The organism is Prevotella nigrescens, assembly GCF_031191185.1.
Classification (GTDB): domain Bacteria; phylum Bacteroidota; class Bacteroidia; order Bacteroidales; family Bacteroidaceae; genus Prevotella; species Prevotella nigrescens.
The window spans coordinates 474,341-495,619 of the sequence record NZ_CP133465.1 but is presented as its reverse complement, the minus strand read 5'-3'; the positions used below and the strand labels follow the sequence as shown (position 1 = coordinate 495,619).

Here is a 21,279-nt window from a genome sequence, read left to right as displayed (position 1 = left end):
TATCTATTATCAGTTTTACCATTTACAAAACACTTACTCTGTATTTACTATGCGGCTTTACCCTCTCTCTAAAAAGGGTCTATATGCCTTTCTTCAATTGATGACTTAGCCAAGCCTAACTCACATCTTTTAACTAAGAATGTAGTTCACTTGCTTATGTTATAATAAATATTGAAAACATTATCGTGAGGATACATAATTTTTCATTTAGTAGATTCCTTTTTCTCTTACTTTCATTAACCAGACACCATACTCTTTGGATTTGTAAAGAGTGAGTTGAGTTAACGCATTTCCTTTACCCACCTGAATAGTACCATCAGAAAAAGCATAAAGATAAGAGTTTGAAAAACGTTTTTTATATATTTTTTTTCCTGTTTTGGTATCTGTTATAATTATCTTCACTCCCGTAAAAAAATCTCCAAGATCTGCAGAATTTAATTCGACTATTACATCTTCGTATTTCTCTTTTTCTATTGTGGCAATCGCCACTTCTCTGTCTAATACAACCCCATATGTAGGTTTAACACTTTCACTTTGCGCAAAGGATACAATTACACAAAAGAAAAATAATAAGGTAATAAAGATTTTCTTCATAAGTTTGTTATTTTAATAATTATATGATGATTGTTCAAAATCTACAATGTCCAAGTCATTGGATGATGCTCTTTCTTTCCAACAATGTCTTGTGTTTCCGAAGAAACACAATGCAAATATAGTGTTTTTTATTGGAATATCAAGCGTGTGGAAGTATAAATTGAGTATCTTTGCTCATAGATTAAATACTCTTCTCTGAGGGTGATATTTTTCTATGCCAAACATTATATTTCTAACTTAAACGTAATTATGTTTTTGCAGAACATAATTACGTTTTTTATTTTCTTCAATAACAGCGTCTGGAAGTGTTATTTACGATGAGCCTTTTTACTTTTCTTTACTTTCTCAGCTACACCACTTTTCGGGTTATATTCTAAGCCGAGTTTCTTGGCGCGTTCGTAGTTTCGACGTTTTATTTTTTGTTTCTCGTCAGCTTTCTGTTTGGTTATCTTTGCCGGTTTCTGCAAATAAAGTGGAGTTTGGCGTGGATTCCACGTTATTCTCACATCGCGTTTGGCTTTACAATCTATTTCTTTTGTGTAATAGTAAACAGCTTCGGGCTGTCGAGTATTGTAAAGTCCGGTGTCCCAAACGCCATTATCGTTCTCGTCTACTATTAGGCGCAGATAGAATGTGCCTGGTTTTACATAATAGAAAGTAGCTTCGTTGTTTTTTGCTACTACTTCTTTTATGGGTTTATCGCTTTCGTTGAGCAGTTGCAGCAAACAGTTTTTGCCTTCCATTCGTTGAAGCGACACAATTAGTGTACTAAATTCGTCGAGCGAACTCACTTTTATGCTCTGTTTTATCTTTCGTGATGCCTTGCCATATATATCAATAAAGGTGGCAGAATCTAATTCGAGACTGTACTCGTGCCCTGGATTCCATGCGCCCACAATTTTATATTGCCGAGGAATACCAGGAACACTGCCAAACTGATATTTAGCACGTTGCCAAAGTGTATCTACCTTTTCGTAAAGATGTATTTTAGACGTGTCGCAAACAGCTACTGGCGACGGTAAAATAAAGGTTGGATTTTCGTCGGGTGCTATTTGTGTTCCGTTTTTTATTCTTACTTCTAATGGTGTCGTGGGGTATTCCGTCTGATAAGGTTCGCCTTTCTTTTTATTTTTCTCTTGTTGTTTTTTCCATTTGTCGTATTCTTCCTTGTATTGTTTCAAACGCTTTTCATAAGGAACTTTCGACAAGACTTCTAATGTGTCGGTTTGTCTTACCAATTTTCCTAACGAATCGCTTGCCAAATAAGATACTTGCATGTGCAATGTATCTTGATTTACGAGCGTTGTATCGCGAAGCCAGTAGGTTATTGTGTCTTGATTTAAACTGGGTTCTACTATAAAAGCGTTCTTTTCGTTAAAGTTCAGACCTTTTATTTCGGGCAATTCGGCATTGCCGTAACTATAAAACAAGGTGAAATGGTCGGGTTCTTTGCGTTCTGCCTTTAAAAAATATCGGTTGGTTTGTATTTGGATAAAGGCTGAAAGTACCACATCGTCGGGCAGAAAGTGTGTATAAGGCACTTGTTTTATATCGTTAATATGGAGCGAATCGCGCCAAATAGTGTCTTGTCGTACATCGGGTTTAAACGAAGGCATTATAATTTCTGGGGTAAATGCTATTTTTTCGCTCGCCTGATTAAACTTGTAATTGCCGTCCATGTCTTGTAAGGCATAGATGCGATAATCGCCTTTTGCTACACCTTTTATCACAAAGTGTCCGTTTCCATCGGTACGAGCAATGCGCATCATAGGTTCGTGTTGGAAAGCTGTATCGTTAAGATTACGGTAAAGTCCCACCAATATACCTTTTATTGGCTCTAAGTTTTGTGCTTCCAACACATATCCTGCCACTTCCATCGTGTCTATATGGTTGCCCGTAGAGAACGAATAAGTGTAATTGCCTAATGGATTTCCCTCATTATTATCGGCAATGGCGTCAGAAAAATCTATGGTGTAAGTTGTGTTTGGCTTTAAAGTGTCTTGCAAAGCCACTGTAATTCGCTTTCCATTTACCTTTACTTCAGGTGCTTCTAATTGTGGTGGCGATACAACAACCTTTTCGGTTGGATTGTCGAGTGTTACAAACTCATTAAACAGAATGGTAACTTTCTTACTATTTACATCGTCAGAACCATTTGCAGGCGATGTTCCAAGTATTTTTGGCGGTGTTTCGTCGTACCAACCACCGTCAGGACTTCCCATTCTTGCACACGAAAATACGGTTAGTAAAAGTAGACTGAATATTCCTGCTTTCCAACTTTTTTTCTTTATGCTTTGTATGTTCATAACTTTAGTAATCTTATTGATTTATGTTCATTGCCAACATCTCGTCTATATTCTTACGACTGTTCGATAGTCGTGGAATTTTGTGCTGACCACCAAGTTTACCCTTCGATTTTAACCAATCGTTAAACAAATCTTTCCGTGCTACTACTACTTCCAATTGTTGCAAAGTTACATCGTGAAAGCGTTTTGCCTCGTAGTCGGAATTTATTTCCTGCAACTTGCTGTCTAATATGCGTTCGAAATCGCTTATGCTGTCAGGCATCTTCGTGAACTCTATTAACCATTGATGGCGACATTTGGCATTCGAATCCATAAAAATAGGAGCTGCTGTATAATCGGATATCTGCGCACCAGTAGCTTTGCAGGCAGCTTCTATTCCTTTTTCGGCATTGTCCATGATAAGTTCTTCGCCGAAAGCATTGATAAAATATTTTGTACGACCTGTAATAACAAACTTGTAGGGACGAACAGATGTAAACTGAATTGTATCGCCTATTTCGTAACGCCACAATCCACAAACTGTGCTGATAATCATTGCGTAATTGCGCCCTACTTCTACCCCCTCTAATGGAACAATATTTGGCTTTTCATTTTCAAACTCGTCCATTGGTAAAAATTCGTAGTACACGCCATAATCTAACATTAGCAACATACTCTTGTCGTTCGGATCGTCTTGTATTCCAAAGAAGCCCTCCGAAGCATTGTATATTTCCATATAGTGCATATCTTGCTTTGTGATAAGCTGTTCGTATTGTTCACGATAAGGCGTAAACGCTATGCCTCCATGGAAGAAAACTTCCAAATTGGGCCATACTTCTTGCAAATGTTTCTTTCCGGACAGTTCCATTACACGTACCAAAACTGACAACATCCACGATGGAACACCCGAAATATTGGTTACATTTTGCGAAAGCACTTCGCGAGCTATTTTATCTCGCTTTACTTCAAAATCGCTTAGCAATGCAACTTCTTTAGAAGGTACACGAACAAGATTGGCTAATGGATTTATATTTTCTATAAGAATGGCACTTAAATCGCCAACAAGCGAATTTGAAAGATTATAATTTGGCGAATGACTTCCACCGAGAATAAGTCCTTTTCCGCTGAAAAGTTTACTGTCAGGGTTGTTGCTTAAATAGTAAGCCAGAACATCTTTTCCGCCTTGATAATGCACATTTTGCAAACCTTCGTGCGTAATTGGAATAAACTTACTTTTATCATTAGTAGTTCCCGACGACTTTGCATACCATTTTACTTGTCCCGGCCATAATATATTTCGTTCTCCATGCCTCATTCGATCTATATATCCTTTTAATTCTTCGTAAGTATTAAGAGGTATATTCTGTGCAAAATCGTTATAATTGTTTATTGTAGAAAACAAATATTTTCTACCGTATTCAGTATCTTTGCCACGCTTAACCAAGTATTGTAATATTTCGTGTTGCATTTCCTCGCCTTCATTAATATAACGTTCCAATTCGCGTCTGCGAGGTTGAAAGTACAACTTATTTACTATGCTTGTTAAATTCATTTCTAATCCTGTTGTTTAAATTGCAAAAGTACTGCAAAATTACTGAATAGCCCTGCTTTTTAGCTATTTTATTCAGTTATAGATATTCTCTCTGAAAATTATAATTATAATTTCAAAATTTGTAATTAAAAAAATATTTTTTTTAATAAGAAATTCTCAAACTTATAATTGATTCTTTTTGAGTGAGAATAAAAGTTTAAATATGCTTATAACAACTGTGGATAACTGTGTAGATAACTCATATAATAACTTCAGAATAACTATTGGTTTATGAACAACGCACAGCAAATGGAAAAGATATTGGGCATAACTGCTGAGTTGTTAATAGGATTTTATAGAAGTTTTACACAGCTTTTACCGCATAAAAGATATTAACTTACTATCTTTGCAAGGTGAAGTTGAAATGTGGATAACTTTATATTATAGTTGAATATCAATAAGAAAGCAAAGTATTGGAGTGTGGATAACTTTCATTCACGGCTTAATAACCAAATATGCAAGAGATTGATTGAAAACTTATAAACACTATCCACACCATATCATACTACTCTTTCTTTTTTTCTTTTTAAAAGAATAAATAAGAGAATAATGTAACTAACAAGGAAAATTGTTAATAAGATGAGAAGATTTAAGTTTTATGCAGTGTCTGTTTTGCTGTTGTTTTCTTTACTGGCTTCGGCACAATGTTCGTTTCGCAACACTGCTTTTAATAGTGGTGAATTTTTAAACTACAATCTTTATTTTAACTGGAAGTTTGTTTGGGTTAAAGTGGGAACAGCTTCTTGGTACACTGTTTCCTCTACTTACAAGGGAACACCAGCCTATCGTGCTTCGCTGACAACGCGAGGAAACGGAAAGCTCGACAAGTTTTTCGTAATGCGAGACACGCTGCTTTGTTACAACACAAAGGACTTGGCACCGCTTTATTATCGTAAGGGCGCAAAGGAAGGCAAGCGATATACGGTAGATGAAGTGTTCTATTCTTATCCGAAAGGTAAAGTAGAAATAAAACAACATCGTATAGATGGCGACGGAGAAAAGCATTGGAAGACCAGTTCGCAAACAGAATGCGTTTACGATATGATGAGTATATTCCTTCGGGCACGCAGCTTTAATCCTACGAGCTGGAAGAAAGGGTTTGTTGTAAACTTCCCATTGGTAAGTGGTAAAAGTCTGTTGCCGGCACGTATAATATACAATGGCAAGAAAAACATAAAGGCAGATAATGATAAAAAATATCGTTGCCTGTCGCTTTCCTATTATGAAAAGGAGGATAGCAAGTGGCGCAATATTGCCAATTTCTTTGTTACTGACGACGACAACCATATTCCTGTTCGTTTGGATATGAACTTAAAGTTTGGTTCTGCCAAAGCTTATCTTACATCGATGAAGGGAATACGCCACAAAATAGCATCGCAAGTGAATTGAAAATACTTTTTCGTCGAAAAGAATAACAGAAGTGGTCGAAAATTATTTTCGACCTTTTTATATTATAGTTATCTTTGCAGCAAAATAAAAACAACGAACAATGAGGATAAAGAAAACATTACTGACATTGGCATTGGTGTGGATAAGCACAGCTATAAATGCCCAGACAACGACAATTACAGGCGAATTGCTTGATTCGCTTACGCATGAAAGCGAACCGTTTGCTACCATTCGTGTGTTCAAAGGTGGAAAAATGGACAAGCCTGTTGCTATGTCTGTTACCGACGATGATGGTAAAATATTGCAGAAAGTGGACGGAACGGGCAACTTTACTGTTACAATCAGTTCTATGGGACGTAAGATGATAACACGAAAAGTGCACCTTAGCGCTGCAAATCCTACTTTAAGCCTTGGCACTATCTTGGTGCAAGACGATGAAAAGATGATGAAAGGTGTGGAAGTAGTAGCACAAAAGCCACTCGTAAAGATGGAAACCGACAAGATGAGCTACGATATAGAGAATGATGTGGACAGCAAATCGAAGACAGTGCTCGATATGTTGCGCAAGGTTCCGATGGTAACGGTAGACGGACAAGACAACATTACCGTGAACGGACAAGGTTCTTTCAAAGTCTATGTAGACGGAAAGCCGAACGTAATGTTCTCTGCCAATCCTTCGCAGATATTCAAATCGATGCCGGCCTCGTCGGTCAAGTCGATTGAAGTTGTTACCAACCCAGGTGCAAAGTACGATGCCGAAGGTGTCGGCGGCGTGCTTAACATCATAATGAATAAAGTTAATGGAAAGCAGCAAAGCATGAACGGCTATAATGGCAGTGTGAGTGCAATGGTAAATAACTTTGGCTGGAATGGTTCTGCATTTGTCAGTGGACAGCAAGGCAAGCTGACCTACAGTGCCAATGTAACGCACAACCATTCGGAGACGGGGAAGATGGAACTTACAACAGAGCGCATTGCTTCTGACGGCTCAAAGATGCATTCGTTTCAAAAGAGCAAGATAAAAGTGCCTTTCAACATGGCTAACTTCAGTTTGGGTTACGAGATAGACTCTTTAAGCAACATTGGTGCTTCTGTCGGGTTGATGAATTACAGTGTAAAGAATAGCGGACACCCTACAACAACTTTCTCTGGTGGTATGTATGGCAGCGGCTTCTCGTACGGCAACGATATGATGACGCGCAACGAAAACACTTCATTCAATGGAAACATAGACTATCAGCGCTTTTTAAATCGCGATAGAACAAGCAACATTACCTTGAGTTATCTCTTCACGACAGACCCTACAACAACCGAAAGTCGCAACATCTACGACCCATTGCCTGCAGGAATACCACTCACGTTGAACGATTTGCACTCCAACTCAAAGATGCGTGGCACGGAGCACACGTTCCAAGCCGACTATACGACGCCGTTGTCGAAGAACCAGACACTCAATGCAGGTGCCAAGTTCATTGGCAGAAGAAACACTTCCGACTCTAAGTTCTATAACATAATAAACGGCAAAGAGGTCTTCGACAGCAACAACAGCGTAAACTACAAGAACACACAAAGCATACTAGCATCGTACATAGAGTATAAGCTCACGCTGGGCAAGTTCAGTGCAAAGGCTGGAGCACGCTACGAACATACATGGGAGCACGTGGAATTCATACTTGGAAAGGGCGATGACTTCAAGAAGAACTATGGCAATCTGGTTCCTTCGGCAAGCTTCACTTACAACATCGGAGCTGCGGTGAATGTCGGTGTGAACTACAACATGCGCATATCGCGTCCCGGAATTTCGTTCCTCAACCCTTACATCGACCGTTCTACGCCGACAGTGCTCACTTACGGCAATCCAAACCTCGACGTGGAAAAGAGCCACAAGGTCAATCTTGTGTTCAATGCCTTTACTCCGAAGTTCATGATAAACCTTACTCTGGGCGAAGCATTTGCCAACAACCAGATAGAGCAGTATTCGTTCATGGACGCCAACGGCATATTGAACACCACCTACGGCAACATTGTGCGCAGCCGATGGACCAACTTCAACACGTTCATAAACTATTCCCTGACGCCCAATACACGCATATTCCTTAACGGTGGCTTCGATTACGGCGACATGCGTTCCGACAAGCTCAGCCAGAAGAAGCACGCCTGGCAGGCAACGGCATTCATAGGGCTGCAGCAAACCTTGCCTTGGAACGTGAAGATGAGCATATACACGGGCGGAATGACGAAGCGACACACCCTGCAGGGATACGGCAACGGCTTCAGCATGATAAACATTGCATTAGCAAAAGACTTCTTCAACGAGAAGCTGAACGTAAGCCTGAACTACTTTACGCCATTCTCCGGAAAGATAAGGCAAGACCAATACAGCGCAGGTGCCGACTTTACGCAACGCACAAACATGGTCATATCCGTTCAGCAAGTAGGTTTAACCCTTACATGGCACTTCGGCAACACCAAGAGGCAGTTCCAGACAAACAGAACCAAGATATCCAACGATTTCCAGGAAAAGAAGAACGACAGCCAGGTGGGCGGAGTTGGTACCGGAATAGGAATGTAGACATTCAGGCAGCATATAACAGTAAGGTATGGCATCATATTAGAATATGGTGCCATATTTGCTAAATAGAGACAGTATGTCAATGATGGATACAGCTCTGACAACAGCTTCCCTTATGCTTCGATTATTGGTATGTAACACCTGCACCCGTCAGTATTACGTACCGATAATGAATACCCTCACAAGGGTGTCTGTCAATACCCTCACAAGGGTATCAGTCAATACCCTAACAAGGGTATTGATAGAAGATATTGAATACCTGCAACAAAGGCATATATAGACTGACAATTGCAGATGTTATAGACCTGCGACAGCAGGTGATTAAATATTCGTCAGACTGTTGTCACAAAACAACACCTGCTGCGTACCAAGAGTAGACAATCAAAACAAAATGCTTATGAAACGACTGATTTTTTGCTGTGCCATACTTCTCGGAGCGATGAACAGCTGTGCAACAAAGCCAAGAGAGAAACGCAACGACATTACCGTTACTGCTTCGACAGCCATCATTACCCAAAGCTACAACGTGAAAGGGTTTGGCGGCATTGACATTGGCATGGTAGGAAACGTGGAATACGTGCAGGGCGACACATACAGCGTCAGCATTACAGCACCCGCAAACATCATTGCAAGCACGGAGGTGAACAACAAGAACGGACTTCTCAGCATACATTGGAAGAAAGGCACAAAGCACAAGGACAAGGACGAATGCAAGAAGACACCCATCATAAGAATAACATCGCCCCGTATGGACATCATCAATATGTACGGTGTGAACGATTTCAAGGCGAGGAACATGAAAGGAGGAGACATGAAAATCGACCTTAGCGGTGTAAACTCGTTGCACATAGACAACCTTTCGGGCAAATCGCTGACACTGAACATGAGCGGTGTGGTAGATGGAAAGATAAATATAAACGCCCCGAAAGTTAAGTTTGATGGAACTGGTGTCATCGATATGAAATCGTCAGTCTGTTCCGACGACTTTACGATAGCAAACAGCGGGTCGGGCGAATATAAGGTTACGTTCAGCGGAAAGAAAGGCAGAATAGACAATACAGGCAATGGAGACATCAGGCTGAAAGCCACAAGAACCGACTTACTGGACATTGTAAATTCGGGTCTCGGCGAGTTTAATCTTAACTTTAAAGGAGGCGAAGGAAGGATTAGCAATACCGGAAACGGGGAAGTAAAGGCCAATTTGGAATGCCGGCGCATCGTGGTAACAAACTCAGGCTTCGGCGAAGTAACGCTTGCAGGTACTGCCGACGATGTCCAGATAGACAATCAAGGCATCTCACACGTAGACAGCTCCAAGCTGAACAAATATTAAAAGCCCGACCAAACTGCCTGTGAATGACCGAAACAGAGTTTAAGCAAGAAGCCGCCACCGCGCGACCGAAACTCGTCAGCATCGCCCTGCGCTATCTGAAGAACAGCGATGAGGCGGAAGACATTGTGCAAGATGCAATGTTGCGACTGTGGCAGATACATGCCGAACTCAATTTGCCGCTCATGCCCATCGCTTCCGTCATTACTCGGAACATAGCTATCGACCGCCTGCGCCATGCCATGCCACACACGGCAATAAGCAGCTTGCAAGCCATACAGGCGGAAGAACGCACGGAAACCGATGAACGCATCGACAGAATGCTCCACATTATGAACACCTTGCCTACGTTCCAGCAAACCATTCTGCATCTGCGCCACATCGACGGAATGGAATATGCCGGCATTGCACAGATTACGGGCAGTACTGAAGCTGCCATACGGCAGGCTGTCAGTCGTGCCAGACGAGCAGTTTTAAAGCAATACAACAATGGAAAATAAAGAAATAAAACTACTGATTGACAAGTTCTTGGACGGCGAAACCACACTCGGCGAGGAGCAAAGCCTTTACGCTTACTTTCGCTCGGAGCGTGTATTGCCCGAATACTTGCACTATCGGGAAATGTTTCTCGACTTTGCTGCCGTTCAGCAACTATCCGAATACATTGAAGAAACACCAAGACAGCCGACACGAACAAACACGGTTACGTTTCGTCGCATCGTCGGCATTGCTGCTTCTCTACTGTTTTTGCTCGGCATTTATTTCTTTTATGGGCAGTATCAAGACCACCAATTGGCAAGGAAATATGCGGGTAGCTACACTATTGTCAATGGAGTTAGGAACGACAATCTGCACGAAATAAAGGGAAAACTGAAGGAAACGTTTGCCGAAGCCGACCGAATAGAACAGAAAGTACAGAGGCAAGCCGTGATAGAAAATGCCGAAACGGAAGTGCTTGAAAGCATTGACGACCCCCAACAGCGCAAAGCATTGGAACAACTGTTGAATACTGACGGCGAAACAACGCTGTAACAACGATACGAAACCATAAATATAAGGAAGAAAAAAATGAAGAAATACATAATAACATTCATTGTCTGCTTGCTGACAACGCTTGCCGCAAAGGCGCAAAACAGCATCGACAATCTTGTGGAACGCTATTCTTCGTCGGGTGGTTCTTCCTTCACAACAGCTGTAAAACGCAATCCGCAAACCCAAAAGGTAGTGAAAGTTGTGAAGACACTCGAAACCGATAATGGCGAAGGAAATACCTTTTACCGCGCATTTAAACGCGAAGCACGTACGGGAAGCTGGACCGACAAGGTGGCAAACAACGAACATACCACCCTACTTGTGGTGGAAAAGCCCCAGCAAACTCGCATCTATATGCTGAAACGCAACAACGCCAACTACGGACAAGTAAAGGTAACGATTATCATACAGCCGAAATAAAATCTTTCTCACAGCAATGCGAAAAGGGTATATCAATGCTTAAGCAACCCTGAAACATACCCTTATCAGCACAAATAAACCGCTATCAAACAGCTTTTGCTTCGTTTGATAGCGGTTTTGTTATGCAGAAAACACTTATTTCGAGGCGACAACAGAAAACAGCATCGGTACCTTGCCATTCTTTCCTGCGATTTTGAACGTTCCGTTCTTTTCGGCAGTCATATTTCCAAATAGGTTGAAGGGCGAATAATCATACTCTCCAAAAGACCGTATCTGCAAGCCGTTATAGAGCAAGCCATTAATAACTTCAGCCAGTCCGTGGTTCCATGTAACGGTCTTTTGCCGATTATTGGTTTCTGAATCCGTATAAATGGCTTCTTCCACTATGTAAGGCTCTTTGCGTGAATAAGCATATCGGACTTGAGAAAAGTTTCCATCGAACATCCACAATACGGGGTGAAATTCCACGATAACGAACTTCCCTCCGTCTTTCAGCATTTGTGAAATCACCTGTCCCCATTGGGTTAAGTCGGGCAACCAATTGACAACACCATAAGACGTATATACAATGTCAAACTGTTGCCCTTGCAATACGGTAGGTACATCGTAAATGTTGCAGCAGCAGAATTGCGCATTCAGTCCTAATTCCTCGTTCAAAGACTTTGCCGTTTGTATAGCTTCTTCCGAGAAATCTACCCCAACAACGTTAGCTCCTAACTTTGATAAGGAAAGCGTATCCATTCCGAAATGGCATTGAAGATGCAGGATAGACTTCTCCCGAACATCTCCCAGTAAAGACAAATCCAAGTCGGGAACAGACTTTACTTCTCTTTTGAATTTATTCAAATCATAAAATGAGGAATGCAGATGAATTTCTGTTCTTGCATTCCATGCCTCTTTGTTTATTTTATAATAATCTTCCATCATTTATTTCTTATTGATTTGTTATTTATTACCTTTTTCCCAACGTTGAAACCTATCCATAAAGAAGAATGCAGAAAACAAGCTTAGTATGGTAAGAACAATGCCAATGGCTGCCCATAGAACCATTTGCGAGAAGGATAGAACTGTTGTTTTTGAGAATTCAGCAAAAGAATAGATGCAATAAGGTAATGTCAGGAGGCTTGTAATGATAACAGGCACATATTTTCGATATACAATCCACTGCGCAATATGCATTAAAAGGTGAACGGAATACCCTGTCAATGCAGCAAACCACCATTGATATTCCCCAGTCCAAACGGAGCAAAACGAAACAACAGAAATAAGTATGAACTCGTGAGCAGTACCAACGGCAAAGGTGGAAGTGGAATAATCGAAAACTCCTCGTCGGGTAAAGAATGATTCGATTTTAGGGAATCGTTTTCTCAATTCTTCCCTATTCCTGTCTATCCAACGTCTAAACATAATAATTTCCTCGTATTCGTGAATCATAAACACGAAAGGAAGAAGCATCATTATTAAGTTTATTCTTGTCATAACCTCCCTTGTTATTTATTTCAAATTACCGATTTTATATGCACCTTTCTTTTTTTAGCTACTCGATTTAACCATTTTCGTGAGCTCACGAAAATGGTTATCAACTTTAACTCTTTGCATTTTTATTCATTATATTCTTGCTTTACCCAAGTTTTATATTCTAAATAGTATTTTTTCTGCAAATTTTTCTTATCATCATCGTCCATTATTCCGTGTTTGCTTTCTTCTGTCATTCCATGCCATTCAAGAGCAAACCATAGTTGCATTAATCTTATAAATTTACTAATATGTCTTTTTTTATCTTCTGTTTGTTCTGTTTGGGCTGCTTGGATAATTTCATCAATTAGTTTAATAGCTTCCCTATCCCAATATCCATCAGTATTCTCGGTTTTTCCATTGGTGGTATCATCAGGTTTATTATTGGAATTATCATTGGGTTTACCATTGGGATTCATAAACATTTTTAGATGATATGATAATTCTATCAATCTTGTATTGTTATTGTCTTTACTTTCAGCACTTGCACAAAACTCACTAACTACTTTACGAAGTGTAGCTATATATTCTTTTCGAGCAATTGTTATTGTATTGATAAAAGTTTTTTTATTACTTGCACGGATTTGATTTGCAGCAGTAATAACTGTGAATACTCCTACTATTAAAATCGCTTGTGCCTCTGTGAGTCCTATTTTTCCTAAAGCTACTATTGCTATTGCTGGCACTATTAAAATTACTATTCCTTTTAATAGTATATTTGTTGTGTTATTCCTATCCATATTTTTATTTTTTAATTTAATGTTAATTAGTCCTCCCTTATAAACCTAATATTCCTCTGATTCATAGTATATTATCCTGTAAATTATTTGTTTATATCTGCAAGTTTTTGTACCTTTATACTATAATTCTTGCAGATATTTATGCTTAAACGCACATCTAAACAGCTCTCTATGTTCTCTTCTCTAGAGGACATGCTTAGCCATGAACATCCCCTTTTCCAACTTAGTAATAAGATTAATTGGGAATGTTTTGAAAATGCTTTTTCTCCTTTGTATTGCAGCACTAACGGCCGCCCTGCTCATCCAATTCGCTTGCTGTGTGGTCTTTTAATTTTAAAACATTTGCGTAATGTGTCAGATGAAATGGTGGTTTCTCAATGGAGTGAGAATGCTTACTACCAATATTTCTGTGGTGGACTTGAATTTATGCCCAAACAACCCTGTGACGCTTCCGAGTTAGTTCACTTCAGAAATCGTATCGGTGAAAAAGGTATGGAATTAATATTAGCAGAGAGCATCCGCGTTAATACCGACCATGATAACGAAGATCATTTTGATACGGCTTTCATTGATTCTACCGTGCAGGAGAAGAATATAACCTATCCTACAGATGCGAAGTTGCATAAAAAGATAATCAAAAACGTTCTGAAGATAGTTCATGACAATTGTCTTCCTCTACGACAGAGTTATACGCGTACCTTGAAAGGCATTTACCGTTCCCAACGTTTTCGTAATCATCCCAAGAATCGTAAGAAAGCTCTTAAGGCAGATAGACAACTGAAGACCATAGCAGGAAGATTGGTAAGAGAGCTAGAGCGTAATCTTGGGGGAAGGAAAGGATATGAGGAGATGTTTGAGCTATATTACAGAGTTCTTTCTCAGAATAGGAAGTCAAAGAATAAAGTATATTCTCTGCACGAACCAGATGTAGTTTGTATCAGCAAAGGTAAGGAGCATAAGCAATATGAGTTTGGCAATAAAGTATCTATTCTTCGCTCATGGTCAGGACTTATTCTTGGTGCATGTTCTTTTAGGAATGAATATGATGGGCATACTATCGAAAAGACGTTAGAACAAATCCAAAGGATGACAGGAAAGCAGGTTGATAAGTTAGCAGGAGATAGAGGGTATAGAGGTGTAAAGCAGATTGGGCAGACAAAGATACTCATTCCAGACGTTCCTAAAGCTAAAGACAGCTACTACCAAAAGAGAAAGAAACACAAACTATTTTGTAAACGAGCAGGTATAGAACCAACAATAGGACATCTTAAAGCAGACCACCGATTATCTCGCAACTTTTATAAAGGTGTGAAAGGAGATGCTATCAATGTATTATTAGCTGCAGCAGCATATAACTTCAAAAGAGCTATGAGAGTTCTTTTGGACCTTATAAAAAGAATCAGCATAGAGCTTGTCAGTACAAGCTTTATGCTGAAATATAGTTTTTAAGGGATGACTAATTATGATTCTTAACTTATTTATGTGTTAATTACTATTATTTTAAAAGTGTGGTTAATGCACTTTTATCCGTACTTTCTAAAAATAGTATTATAAGACATTTTAGAGTCTTTCATAGAATCATTTATGTTCTAAGAACACTTGATTTAGGACAAAGTTAATAATTAATATTTATATTACTTACACGTAAATAAATATTTTTCGCACGGTAAAACAATAGGTTTTGTGATGCGTTGATAAAGAAGATGTTACACGATAGATATACTTTGAAAAATTCTTTATACTATTTCTACTTCTGTAAAGCAAGGTGTATGGGTAGGAGTTTGTGCCGATTAGTTTAGCAGTAGGTATTATTATTTAGTTTTAATTATAGTGTAAAATAAACTATATTATAAGTTTAACTGCTCAATAATGGCACTTGGGGCTATGCTGTGCATACATTCGAAGTCGCCACGGCGGCACGGTTTGTTGCCGAATACAGAACAAGGGCGACATTCCAGTTCGGTGTTTTGTACGGCATCTTCCTCTTTTTGGTTCCAGCCGAGGAAGCCACAGTAAGGGTGAGTAGCCCCCCAAATGCTTACAACGCGTGTGCCGACAAGTGAAGCAAGGTGCATATTGGCACTGTCCATCGAAATCATTGTGTCTAAATGGCTCATTAAGACGAGCTCTTCGTTCAGTCCGTGCAGCACTTCTGAAGCACAAGTGCAGCCTTTATACTTTGCAGCCCACGTGTTGAGTATCTGTTTTTCTTCCTTTCCACCGCCAAAAAAGAATATTCGGAGATTGCTGTATTCAGTGGAAAGCACCTTTACCACCTCTTCCATCTTCTCTTTTGGATACATCTTTCCGCTGTGGGCAGCAAAGGGAGCAACGCCTATCCAGCGTTCGCCGTCAGGCTTTTCGCCTATTATATCAGGGAGCTGCGACAGCTGATTGCCACCGTTTGCGAATAAAGAAGAAAAGGAAAGATTTACAGGATAGCCCAATTTGCTTAAAACTTCTGCGTAGTTCTGGAACGATGTGGGCTGTTGTTCCATTACTTTATGTGTTTTTCGGCAGAGCTTACGCTTTCCGTTCTTGTGCTTATCGATGTGCACTGTCTTGTATCCGCAAAGGGTAAAGCGTGTTCGTATGTATTTCGAGCGCAGCACATCGTGGAAATCGGCAATGGCTGTAGGCTGTTTTGCCTTCAGTCTGCCGTATAGTTGGTTCAGTCCCTTAATGCCCTTGTATTCGTTTTTCAAGTCGGCTGCAATGAAATCCACATTCTTTGGCATGTGGCTGAAGAACGCTTTGGCAAACGGACGGGAAAGAACGCTGATGCGAAGGTCGGGATATTGATGGGCAAGAGAGAAGACCACAGGAACTGTCATGGCAACGTCGCCCATGGCAGAAAAGCGCATGATGATGATGTGGTCGGTCTTCACCTCTTACTTTTTGTAGAGTACGGGGTTGGTGGCAGGGTCGTTGTACATCTTCATCTGATGGTAGACCTTCATGTATTTGCGTCCTGCCTGAATGTCGTCGAGCAGCTGGTCGATAGCTGTTCCAAGGTCTGCTTGCTGTTCGAGCAGCACATTCAGCTTGTTCTGGCACTTTTGAATGTGTTCTGCTGATGCATCTGTGCGCTCAGCTTGCTCCTTCATGTGATAGATTTTCAGTGCCAAGATAGACAAGCGGTCTACTGCCCATGCTGGACTTTCAGTATTGATGGTAGCTCCTTCCTGCACTTTTACGTCAGAATAAAGCTGTCGGAAATACGAATCAATCTGTTCAACGAGGTCTGTTCGGTCTTGGTTGGAACGGTCGATGCGGCGCTTTAAACTCATTCCGTCTTCTGGAGCAATGTGCGGATCGCGGATAAGGTCCTCAAAATGCCACTGGACCGTATCAATCCAGCACTTCAAATACAATCTGTTTTCAATAGAATCTCTTTCGTATGGATTATTAATAGGTGTGTCTACATTATCCGTGATGTGGTAATCGCGGATAGCTTGACTAAAAATCTCATTACAATGTTCCGTAAATGACATATTTTCTGTTCTTTTAATTTTTCTGCAAATATAGTTCAAATAAATCATATACACAAAATAAAAGCAAGGCATTTTTATCTAAAGAAGCCTCTCTGCTATAATAATATATATCAGATGAATGTGCTGAAGGCTTGCAAACGATGTGCTGGAGCCGTAGAAGTAATGTGCTAATCATCTGTTATAATGTCTTGATTTAGCGCAATATAATACAAAAAGTACTGTTTTTATTGCACAAATACATATATTCTGTGCATAGATAAGTGCTTTTTTAAGCAAAAAATTTGCGTGTATGAAAAAATTATCTTTCCTTTGCAACCGAATTTTAGAATTTAGAAAGTTAGTATTAAACATTTTAAAACTTAACAATTATGTCAGAAATTGAATCAAAGGTAAAGGCAATTATCGTAGATAAGCTCGGTGTAGACGAGGCAGAAGTAAAGCCAGAAGCAAGTTTCACAAACGATCTTGGCGCTGATTCTTTGGATACAGTAGAACTTATTATGGAGTTTGAGAAAGAATTTGGTATCTCTATTCCAGACGATAAGGCAGAAAAAATCGCTACTGTAGGCGATGCCATTGCTTATATCCAAGAGAACGCAAAGTAAGAAGATATATAAATGATGGTTGGGAGCTTCGGCTTCCAACTGATTTTTAGTCTTTAACATTTACTTATTTCTTACTTGGGTTTCGTCCATTCAGGCTCTAAGACAAGAAAAAGGAGTTAAGGAGTTAAGCCAATCGTTTTACTTACGTTTCATAAGTGTATAGTAGAACCTTTTGCTTAACTCCTTAATTTTTTTCTGAAAGAAACCTAAGAGCGTCTCGTAATCACGATGACAGAATTTAAATCAGCAAATTAATGGAATTAAAAAGAGTAGTAGTAACAGGGCTGGGTGCAGTTACTCCGTTGGGAAATAATCCTGAAGAAACGTGGAAAGCAATGCTTGAAGGTAAGAGTGGTGCAGCTCCTATTACTTATTTCGATACAACTAATTTTAAAGCAAAGTTCGCTTGCGAGGTGAAAAACCTTAATGTGAACGATTATATCGACCGTAAAGAAGCGCGCAAGCTCGACCGCTACACACAGTTGGCACTCATCAGTGCCATTCAAGGTGTGGAAGATTGCGGCATCGACTTGGAGAAAGCCGATAAAAACCGTATCGGTGTGGTTTACGGAGTTGGTATTGGCGGTATTAAAACCTTTGAAGAAGAAATTGGTTATTATGCACTTCATAAGGAAGACGGACCCAAATTCAATCCTTTCTTCATACCAAAGATGATTGCCGACATTGCTTCTGGTCACATTAGTATTCGTTTCGGCTTCCACGGTCCTAACTTTACAACGACATCAGCTTGTGCATCGTCTACCAATGCTATCAGTCAGGCATTCAATTTAATTCGCTTGGGCAAGGCTGATATGATTGTCAGTGGCGGTGCAGAGGCTGCTATTACCGAAGCAGGGGTAGGCGGTTTCACTGCAATGCACGCACTTTCAACTCGCAACGATGACCCGGAACACGCTTCGCGTCCATTTTCAGCAAGCCGAGACGGCTTCATTATGGGTGAAGGAGCAGGCTGTCTGATACTTGAAGAGTTAGAACACGCAAAGGCTCGTGGCGCTAAGATATACGCAGAGCTGGTTGGTGAGGGTGAATCTGCCGATGCTTACCACATCACAGCGTCTCATCCGGAAGGCTTGGGCGCACATTTGGTAATGCAAGCAGCACTCGACGATGCCGGTTTGAAGCCTGAAGACATCGACTATATCAATGTCCATGGCACATCAACTCCTGTCGGCGACGTCTCAGAAGCAAAGGCTATTGTCCAGCTTTTTGGCGATGCAGCCTACAAACTCAATATTTCGTCTACCAAGAGTATGACTGGACACTTGCTTGGAGCTGCCGGTGCAGTTGAGGCAATGGCTTGTGTGCTTTCCATTCAAAACGATATTGTTCCTCCAACCATAAATCATGAGGAAGACGATAAGGACGAAGAAATTGATTACAAACTGAATTTTACATTCAATAAGGCTCAGAAACGCGAAGTACGTGCTGCACTTAGCAATACATTCGGCTTTGGTGGCCACAATGCTTGCGTGATTTTCAAGAAGTATGCTGAATAAAATGATAGACAGAATAAAGCTCCCTTTCCGCAAGGAAAAGGAGCTTTATTTGTCTTTGTATCATATAATAGGTGTGCTTCCGCATAACCTTTCCCTCTATAAGACGGCACTTTTACATAAAAGTGTGGCACGAAGGAACGATAAAGGCAAACCTGTTAACAACGAACGCTTAGAGTTTTTGGGTGATGCAATACTCGATGCTATCGTTGGAGACATTGTTTTCGAACACTTCCCAGGCAAGCGTGAAGGCTTCTTAACCAATACCCGGTCTAAGATAGTGCAGCGTGAAACCCTCAATAAGTTGGCAAACGACTTAGGAATAACACGTTTAATCTTGTCGAGCGGACACTCGCAGTCGCACAATAGCTACCTTGGGGGCAATGCGTTCGAGGCTTTGGTAGGTGCGTTATACCTTGACCACGGCTACACGGCTTGTATGAAGTTTATGAAAAAGCAGATATTAGGAGAGCTTATCAATATTGATAAGGTAGCCTATAAAGAAGTAAACTTTAAGTCGAAACTCATAGAATGGGCACAGAAACACAAGGTTTGCCTTGAGTTTAAGCCGCTTTCTTTCGGTAAAGACAAGGAGGGCAGTCCTATCTTTTGCTTCCAAGTGGTGTTAGAAGACATTGCTTGTGGCGAGGGAAACGGCTATTCGAAAAAAGAAAGTCAGCAAGAAGCGGCTAAAATAACACTCCAACATATCCGAAAAGACACGAAGTTTGCCAATAGAATATTCGAAGCCAAACGAAAGCGCATTGCTTTAGAGCAACCAGAGGGTGGCAATGTTATTGAGACAACAGAAGATAATGTATCTATTTTGCCGTTAGAAGATGACGAGAACGATGCTTCTGCCATAATAGAAAGCGAGGAACATGTCTCTAACACAGAAGACAACGAGAAAGAAAGCATTATTGCCGAAGCCGAAGCGAAGGCGTTCGAATAATGCAACAATGGCTATATTAAGCTATGCAAAATAGCTTACAATTTAGGATAGGAACACAAAATAGTGCTTTTAAAGATTATAATGTCAGAATAAAGCAGTATTTTTGCACCAAAAGAAAATAAACGTTTATTTAGAATATGGCATTAAAATGTGGTATAGTAGGTTTGCCAAACGTGGGCAAATCTACACTTTTCAACTGTCTGAGCAGTGCCAAGGCGCAGGCAGCCAACTTCCCTTTCTGTACAATAGAACCCAACTTGGGGGTTATTACCGTGCCCGACGAGCGTCTGAACAAGCTCGCCGAAATCGTTCACCCGGGGCGAATCGTCCCTGCTACCTGCGAGATAGTAGACATTGCAGGTCTTGTTAAGGGTGCAAGCAAAGGCGAAGGATTAGGCAACAAGTTCCTCGGCAACATTCGCGAATGCGATGCTATCATTCACGTAATACGCTGTTTCGAAGACGATAACATTGTTCGTGAAGGCGGTTCGGCAGTAAATCCGATTGAAGACAAGGAGATTATAGATACCGAACTCCAACTGAAAGACCTTGAAACCATAGAGTCTCAGCTCGTAAAACAGCAGAAAGTGGCGGCTGCGGGCAATAAAGATGCCAAGACAATGGTAGCTGTTCTCGAGGCTTACAAAACGGTGCTGGAGCAAGGCAAGAACGCCCGTAGCGTGCAATTCGATACGAAAGAAGAACAACAAGCGGCTCACGACTTGTTTCTTCTCACCACAAAGCCCGTGCTTTACGTCTGCAACGTGGACGAAAACAGTGCAAAGAACGGCAACGAATACAGCAAGCAAGTAGAGAAAATTGCCGCTGAAGAAGGTGCAGAAGCGATGATTATCGCTGCCAAGACCGAAGAAGACATAGCATCGTTAGATAGTTACGAAGACAAAAAACTCTTCCTTGACGAACTTGGACTGGGGGAAAGCGGTGTAAACCGACTCATAAAGAAAGCTTATCAACTACTTAATCTCCAGACATTCATTACTGCCGGAGAAATGGAAGTAAAGGCGTGGACGTTCCAAAAAGGTTGGAAAGCCCCTCAATGTGCAGGCGTTATCCACACCGATTTTGAGAAAGGATTCATTCGTGCAGAGGTTATCAAGTACGAAGACTATTTGAAATACGGTTCCGAAGCTGCTGTCCGCGAAGCTGGAAAGCTTGGCGTAGAAGGCAAGGAATATGTTGTCCAAGATGGCGACATTATGCACTTCCGCTTCAATGTATAGTTTAT

The 21,279-nt window shown here is 40.6% G+C and carries 19 protein-coding genes; 11 read left to right on the top strand and 8 right to left on the bottom strand.

All coding sequences use genetic code 11. The features are described 5' to 3' along the window. Nucleotides 1-207: 207 nt before the first annotated feature. From RDV52_RS04175 to RDV52_RS04165, 3 genes are all read right to left on the bottom strand, one after another. The gene (locus tag RDV52_RS04175) at nt 208-594 is read right to left on the bottom strand and encodes a hypothetical protein (protein WP_004366913.1); all 387 of its coding nucleotides are present in this window, start codon (nt 592-594) and stop codon (nt 208-210) included. Between the two features lie 308 nt (nt 595-902). Then, nucleotides 903-2,900, bottom strand: a complete 1,998-nt coding sequence (locus tag RDV52_RS04170) for an Ig-like domain-containing protein (RefSeq protein ID WP_004366914.1) — start codon at nt 2,898-2,900, stop codon at nt 903-905. A 13-nt stretch (nt 2,901-2,913) separates the two neighbouring features. Then, entirely contained in the window at nt 2,914-4,431 is a 1,518-nt protein-coding gene (locus RDV52_RS04165; RefSeq protein ID WP_004366915.1) for a GH3 auxin-responsive promoter family protein, read from the bottom strand. A gap of 618 nt (nt 4,432-5,049) precedes the next feature. On the opposite strand from RDV52_RS04165, the gene RDV52_RS04160 reads away from it, so the two are divergent. From RDV52_RS04160 to RDV52_RS04135, 6 genes are all read left to right on the top strand, one after another. Further along, nucleotides 5,050-5,859, top strand: coding sequence for a DUF3108 domain-containing protein (locus RDV52_RS04160; RefSeq protein ID WP_004366916.1), 810 nt, complete (start codon nt 5,050-5,052; stop codon nt 5,857-5,859). Between the two features lie 100 nt (nt 5,860-5,959). Continuing rightward, nucleotides 5,960-8,431 (top strand): TonB-dependent receptor domain-containing protein, encoded by a 2,472-nt coding sequence (locus RDV52_RS04155; RefSeq protein WP_004366917.1) that lies wholly within the window; start codon nt 5,960-5,962, stop codon nt 8,429-8,431. 397 nt (nt 8,432-8,828) lie between these two features. After that, on the top strand, nt 8,829-9,764 hold the full coding sequence (locus RDV52_RS04150; protein ID WP_223381172.1) for a GIN domain-containing protein: 936 nt from the start codon (nt 8,829-8,831) through the stop codon (nt 9,762-9,764). A 23-nt stretch (nt 9,765-9,787) separates the two neighbouring features. Beyond that, nucleotides 9,788-10,261 carry an RNA polymerase sigma factor gene (locus RDV52_RS04145; RefSeq protein ID WP_004366920.1) on the top strand — a complete coding sequence of 158 codons (474 nt, stop codon included), beginning with the start codon at nt 9,788-9,790 and terminating at the stop codon, nt 10,259-10,261. Further along, on the top strand, nt 10,251-10,793 hold the full coding sequence (locus tag RDV52_RS04140) for a hypothetical protein (protein WP_004366921.1): 543 nt from the start codon (nt 10,251-10,253) through the stop codon (nt 10,791-10,793). The genes RDV52_RS04145 and RDV52_RS04140 overlap by 11 nt, the downstream gene beginning before the upstream one ends. A 36-nt stretch (nt 10,794-10,829) precedes the next feature. Then, nucleotides 10,830-11,213 (top strand): DUF5024 domain-containing protein, encoded by a 384-nt coding sequence (locus tag RDV52_RS04135; protein ID WP_004366922.1) that lies wholly within the window; start codon nt 10,830-10,832, stop codon nt 11,211-11,213. A 135-nt stretch (nt 11,214-11,348) separates the two neighbouring features. Here RDV52_RS04135 and RDV52_RS04130 read toward each other — a convergent pair whose 3' ends face one another. From RDV52_RS04130 to RDV52_RS04120, 3 genes are all read right to left on the bottom strand, one after another. Next, entirely contained in the window at nt 11,349-12,137 is a 789-nt protein-coding gene (locus RDV52_RS04130) for a class I SAM-dependent methyltransferase (RefSeq protein WP_040556915.1), read from the bottom strand. Between the two features lie 21 nt (nt 12,138-12,158). Then, nucleotides 12,159-12,692, bottom strand: a complete 534-nt coding sequence (locus RDV52_RS04125) for an HXXEE domain-containing protein (protein WP_004366924.1) — start codon at nt 12,690-12,692, stop codon at nt 12,159-12,161. A gap of 122 nt (nt 12,693-12,814) precedes the next feature. After that, nucleotides 12,815-13,468, bottom strand: coding sequence for a hypothetical protein (locus RDV52_RS04120; RefSeq protein ID WP_004366925.1), 654 nt, complete (start codon nt 13,466-13,468; stop codon nt 12,815-12,817). A gap of 141 nt (nt 13,469-13,609) precedes the next feature. Here RDV52_RS04120 and RDV52_RS04115 point away from each other — a divergent pair, with 141 nt between their 5' ends. Further along, complete coding sequence (locus RDV52_RS04115) at nt 13,610-14,917, top strand: IS5 family transposase (protein ID WP_115098576.1); 1,308 nt, start codon at nt 13,610-13,612, stop codon at nt 14,915-14,917. Nucleotides 14,918-15,315: 398 nt separating this feature from the next. Here RDV52_RS04115 and RDV52_RS04110 read toward each other — a convergent pair whose 3' ends face one another. Both RDV52_RS04110 and RDV52_RS04105 read right to left on the bottom strand, forming a co-directional pair. Then, entirely contained in the window at nt 15,316-16,356 is a 1,041-nt protein-coding gene (locus RDV52_RS04110; protein WP_004365094.1) for a glycosyltransferase family 9 protein, read from the bottom strand. Nucleotides 16,357-16,359: 3 nt separating this feature from the next. Next, entirely contained in the window at nt 16,360-16,962 is a 603-nt protein-coding gene (locus RDV52_RS04105) for a DUF4254 domain-containing protein (protein ID WP_040557066.1), read from the bottom strand. A 368-nt stretch (nt 16,963-17,330) separates the two neighbouring features. Here RDV52_RS04105 and RDV52_RS04100 point away from each other — a divergent pair, with 368 nt between their 5' ends. The 4 genes from RDV52_RS04100 to ychF all read left to right on the top strand — a co-directional run bounded on the left by RDV52_RS04100 (nt 17,331) and on the right by ychF (nt 21,274). Then, nucleotides 17,331-17,567, top strand: coding sequence for an acyl carrier protein (locus RDV52_RS04100; RefSeq protein WP_004365096.1), 237 nt, complete (start codon nt 17,331-17,333; stop codon nt 17,565-17,567). A 254-nt stretch (nt 17,568-17,821) separates the two neighbouring features. Then, a complete protein-coding gene (gene fabF, locus RDV52_RS04095; protein ID WP_004366930.1) occupies nt 17,822-19,084 on the top strand; it encodes a beta-ketoacyl-ACP synthase II in 1,263 nt (420 codons plus the stop codon). Next, nucleotides 19,074-20,033 (top strand): ribonuclease III, encoded by a 960-nt coding sequence (gene rnc / locus RDV52_RS04090; protein WP_004366931.1) that lies wholly within the window; start codon nt 19,074-19,076, stop codon nt 20,031-20,033. The genes fabF and rnc overlap by 11 nt, the downstream gene beginning before the upstream one ends. 137 nt (nt 20,034-20,170) lie before the next feature. After that, entirely contained in the window at nt 20,171-21,274 is a 1,104-nt protein-coding gene (gene ychF, locus RDV52_RS04085) for a redox-regulated ATPase YchF (protein WP_004366933.1), read from the top strand. Nucleotides 21,275-21,279 lie beyond the last annotated feature (5 nt).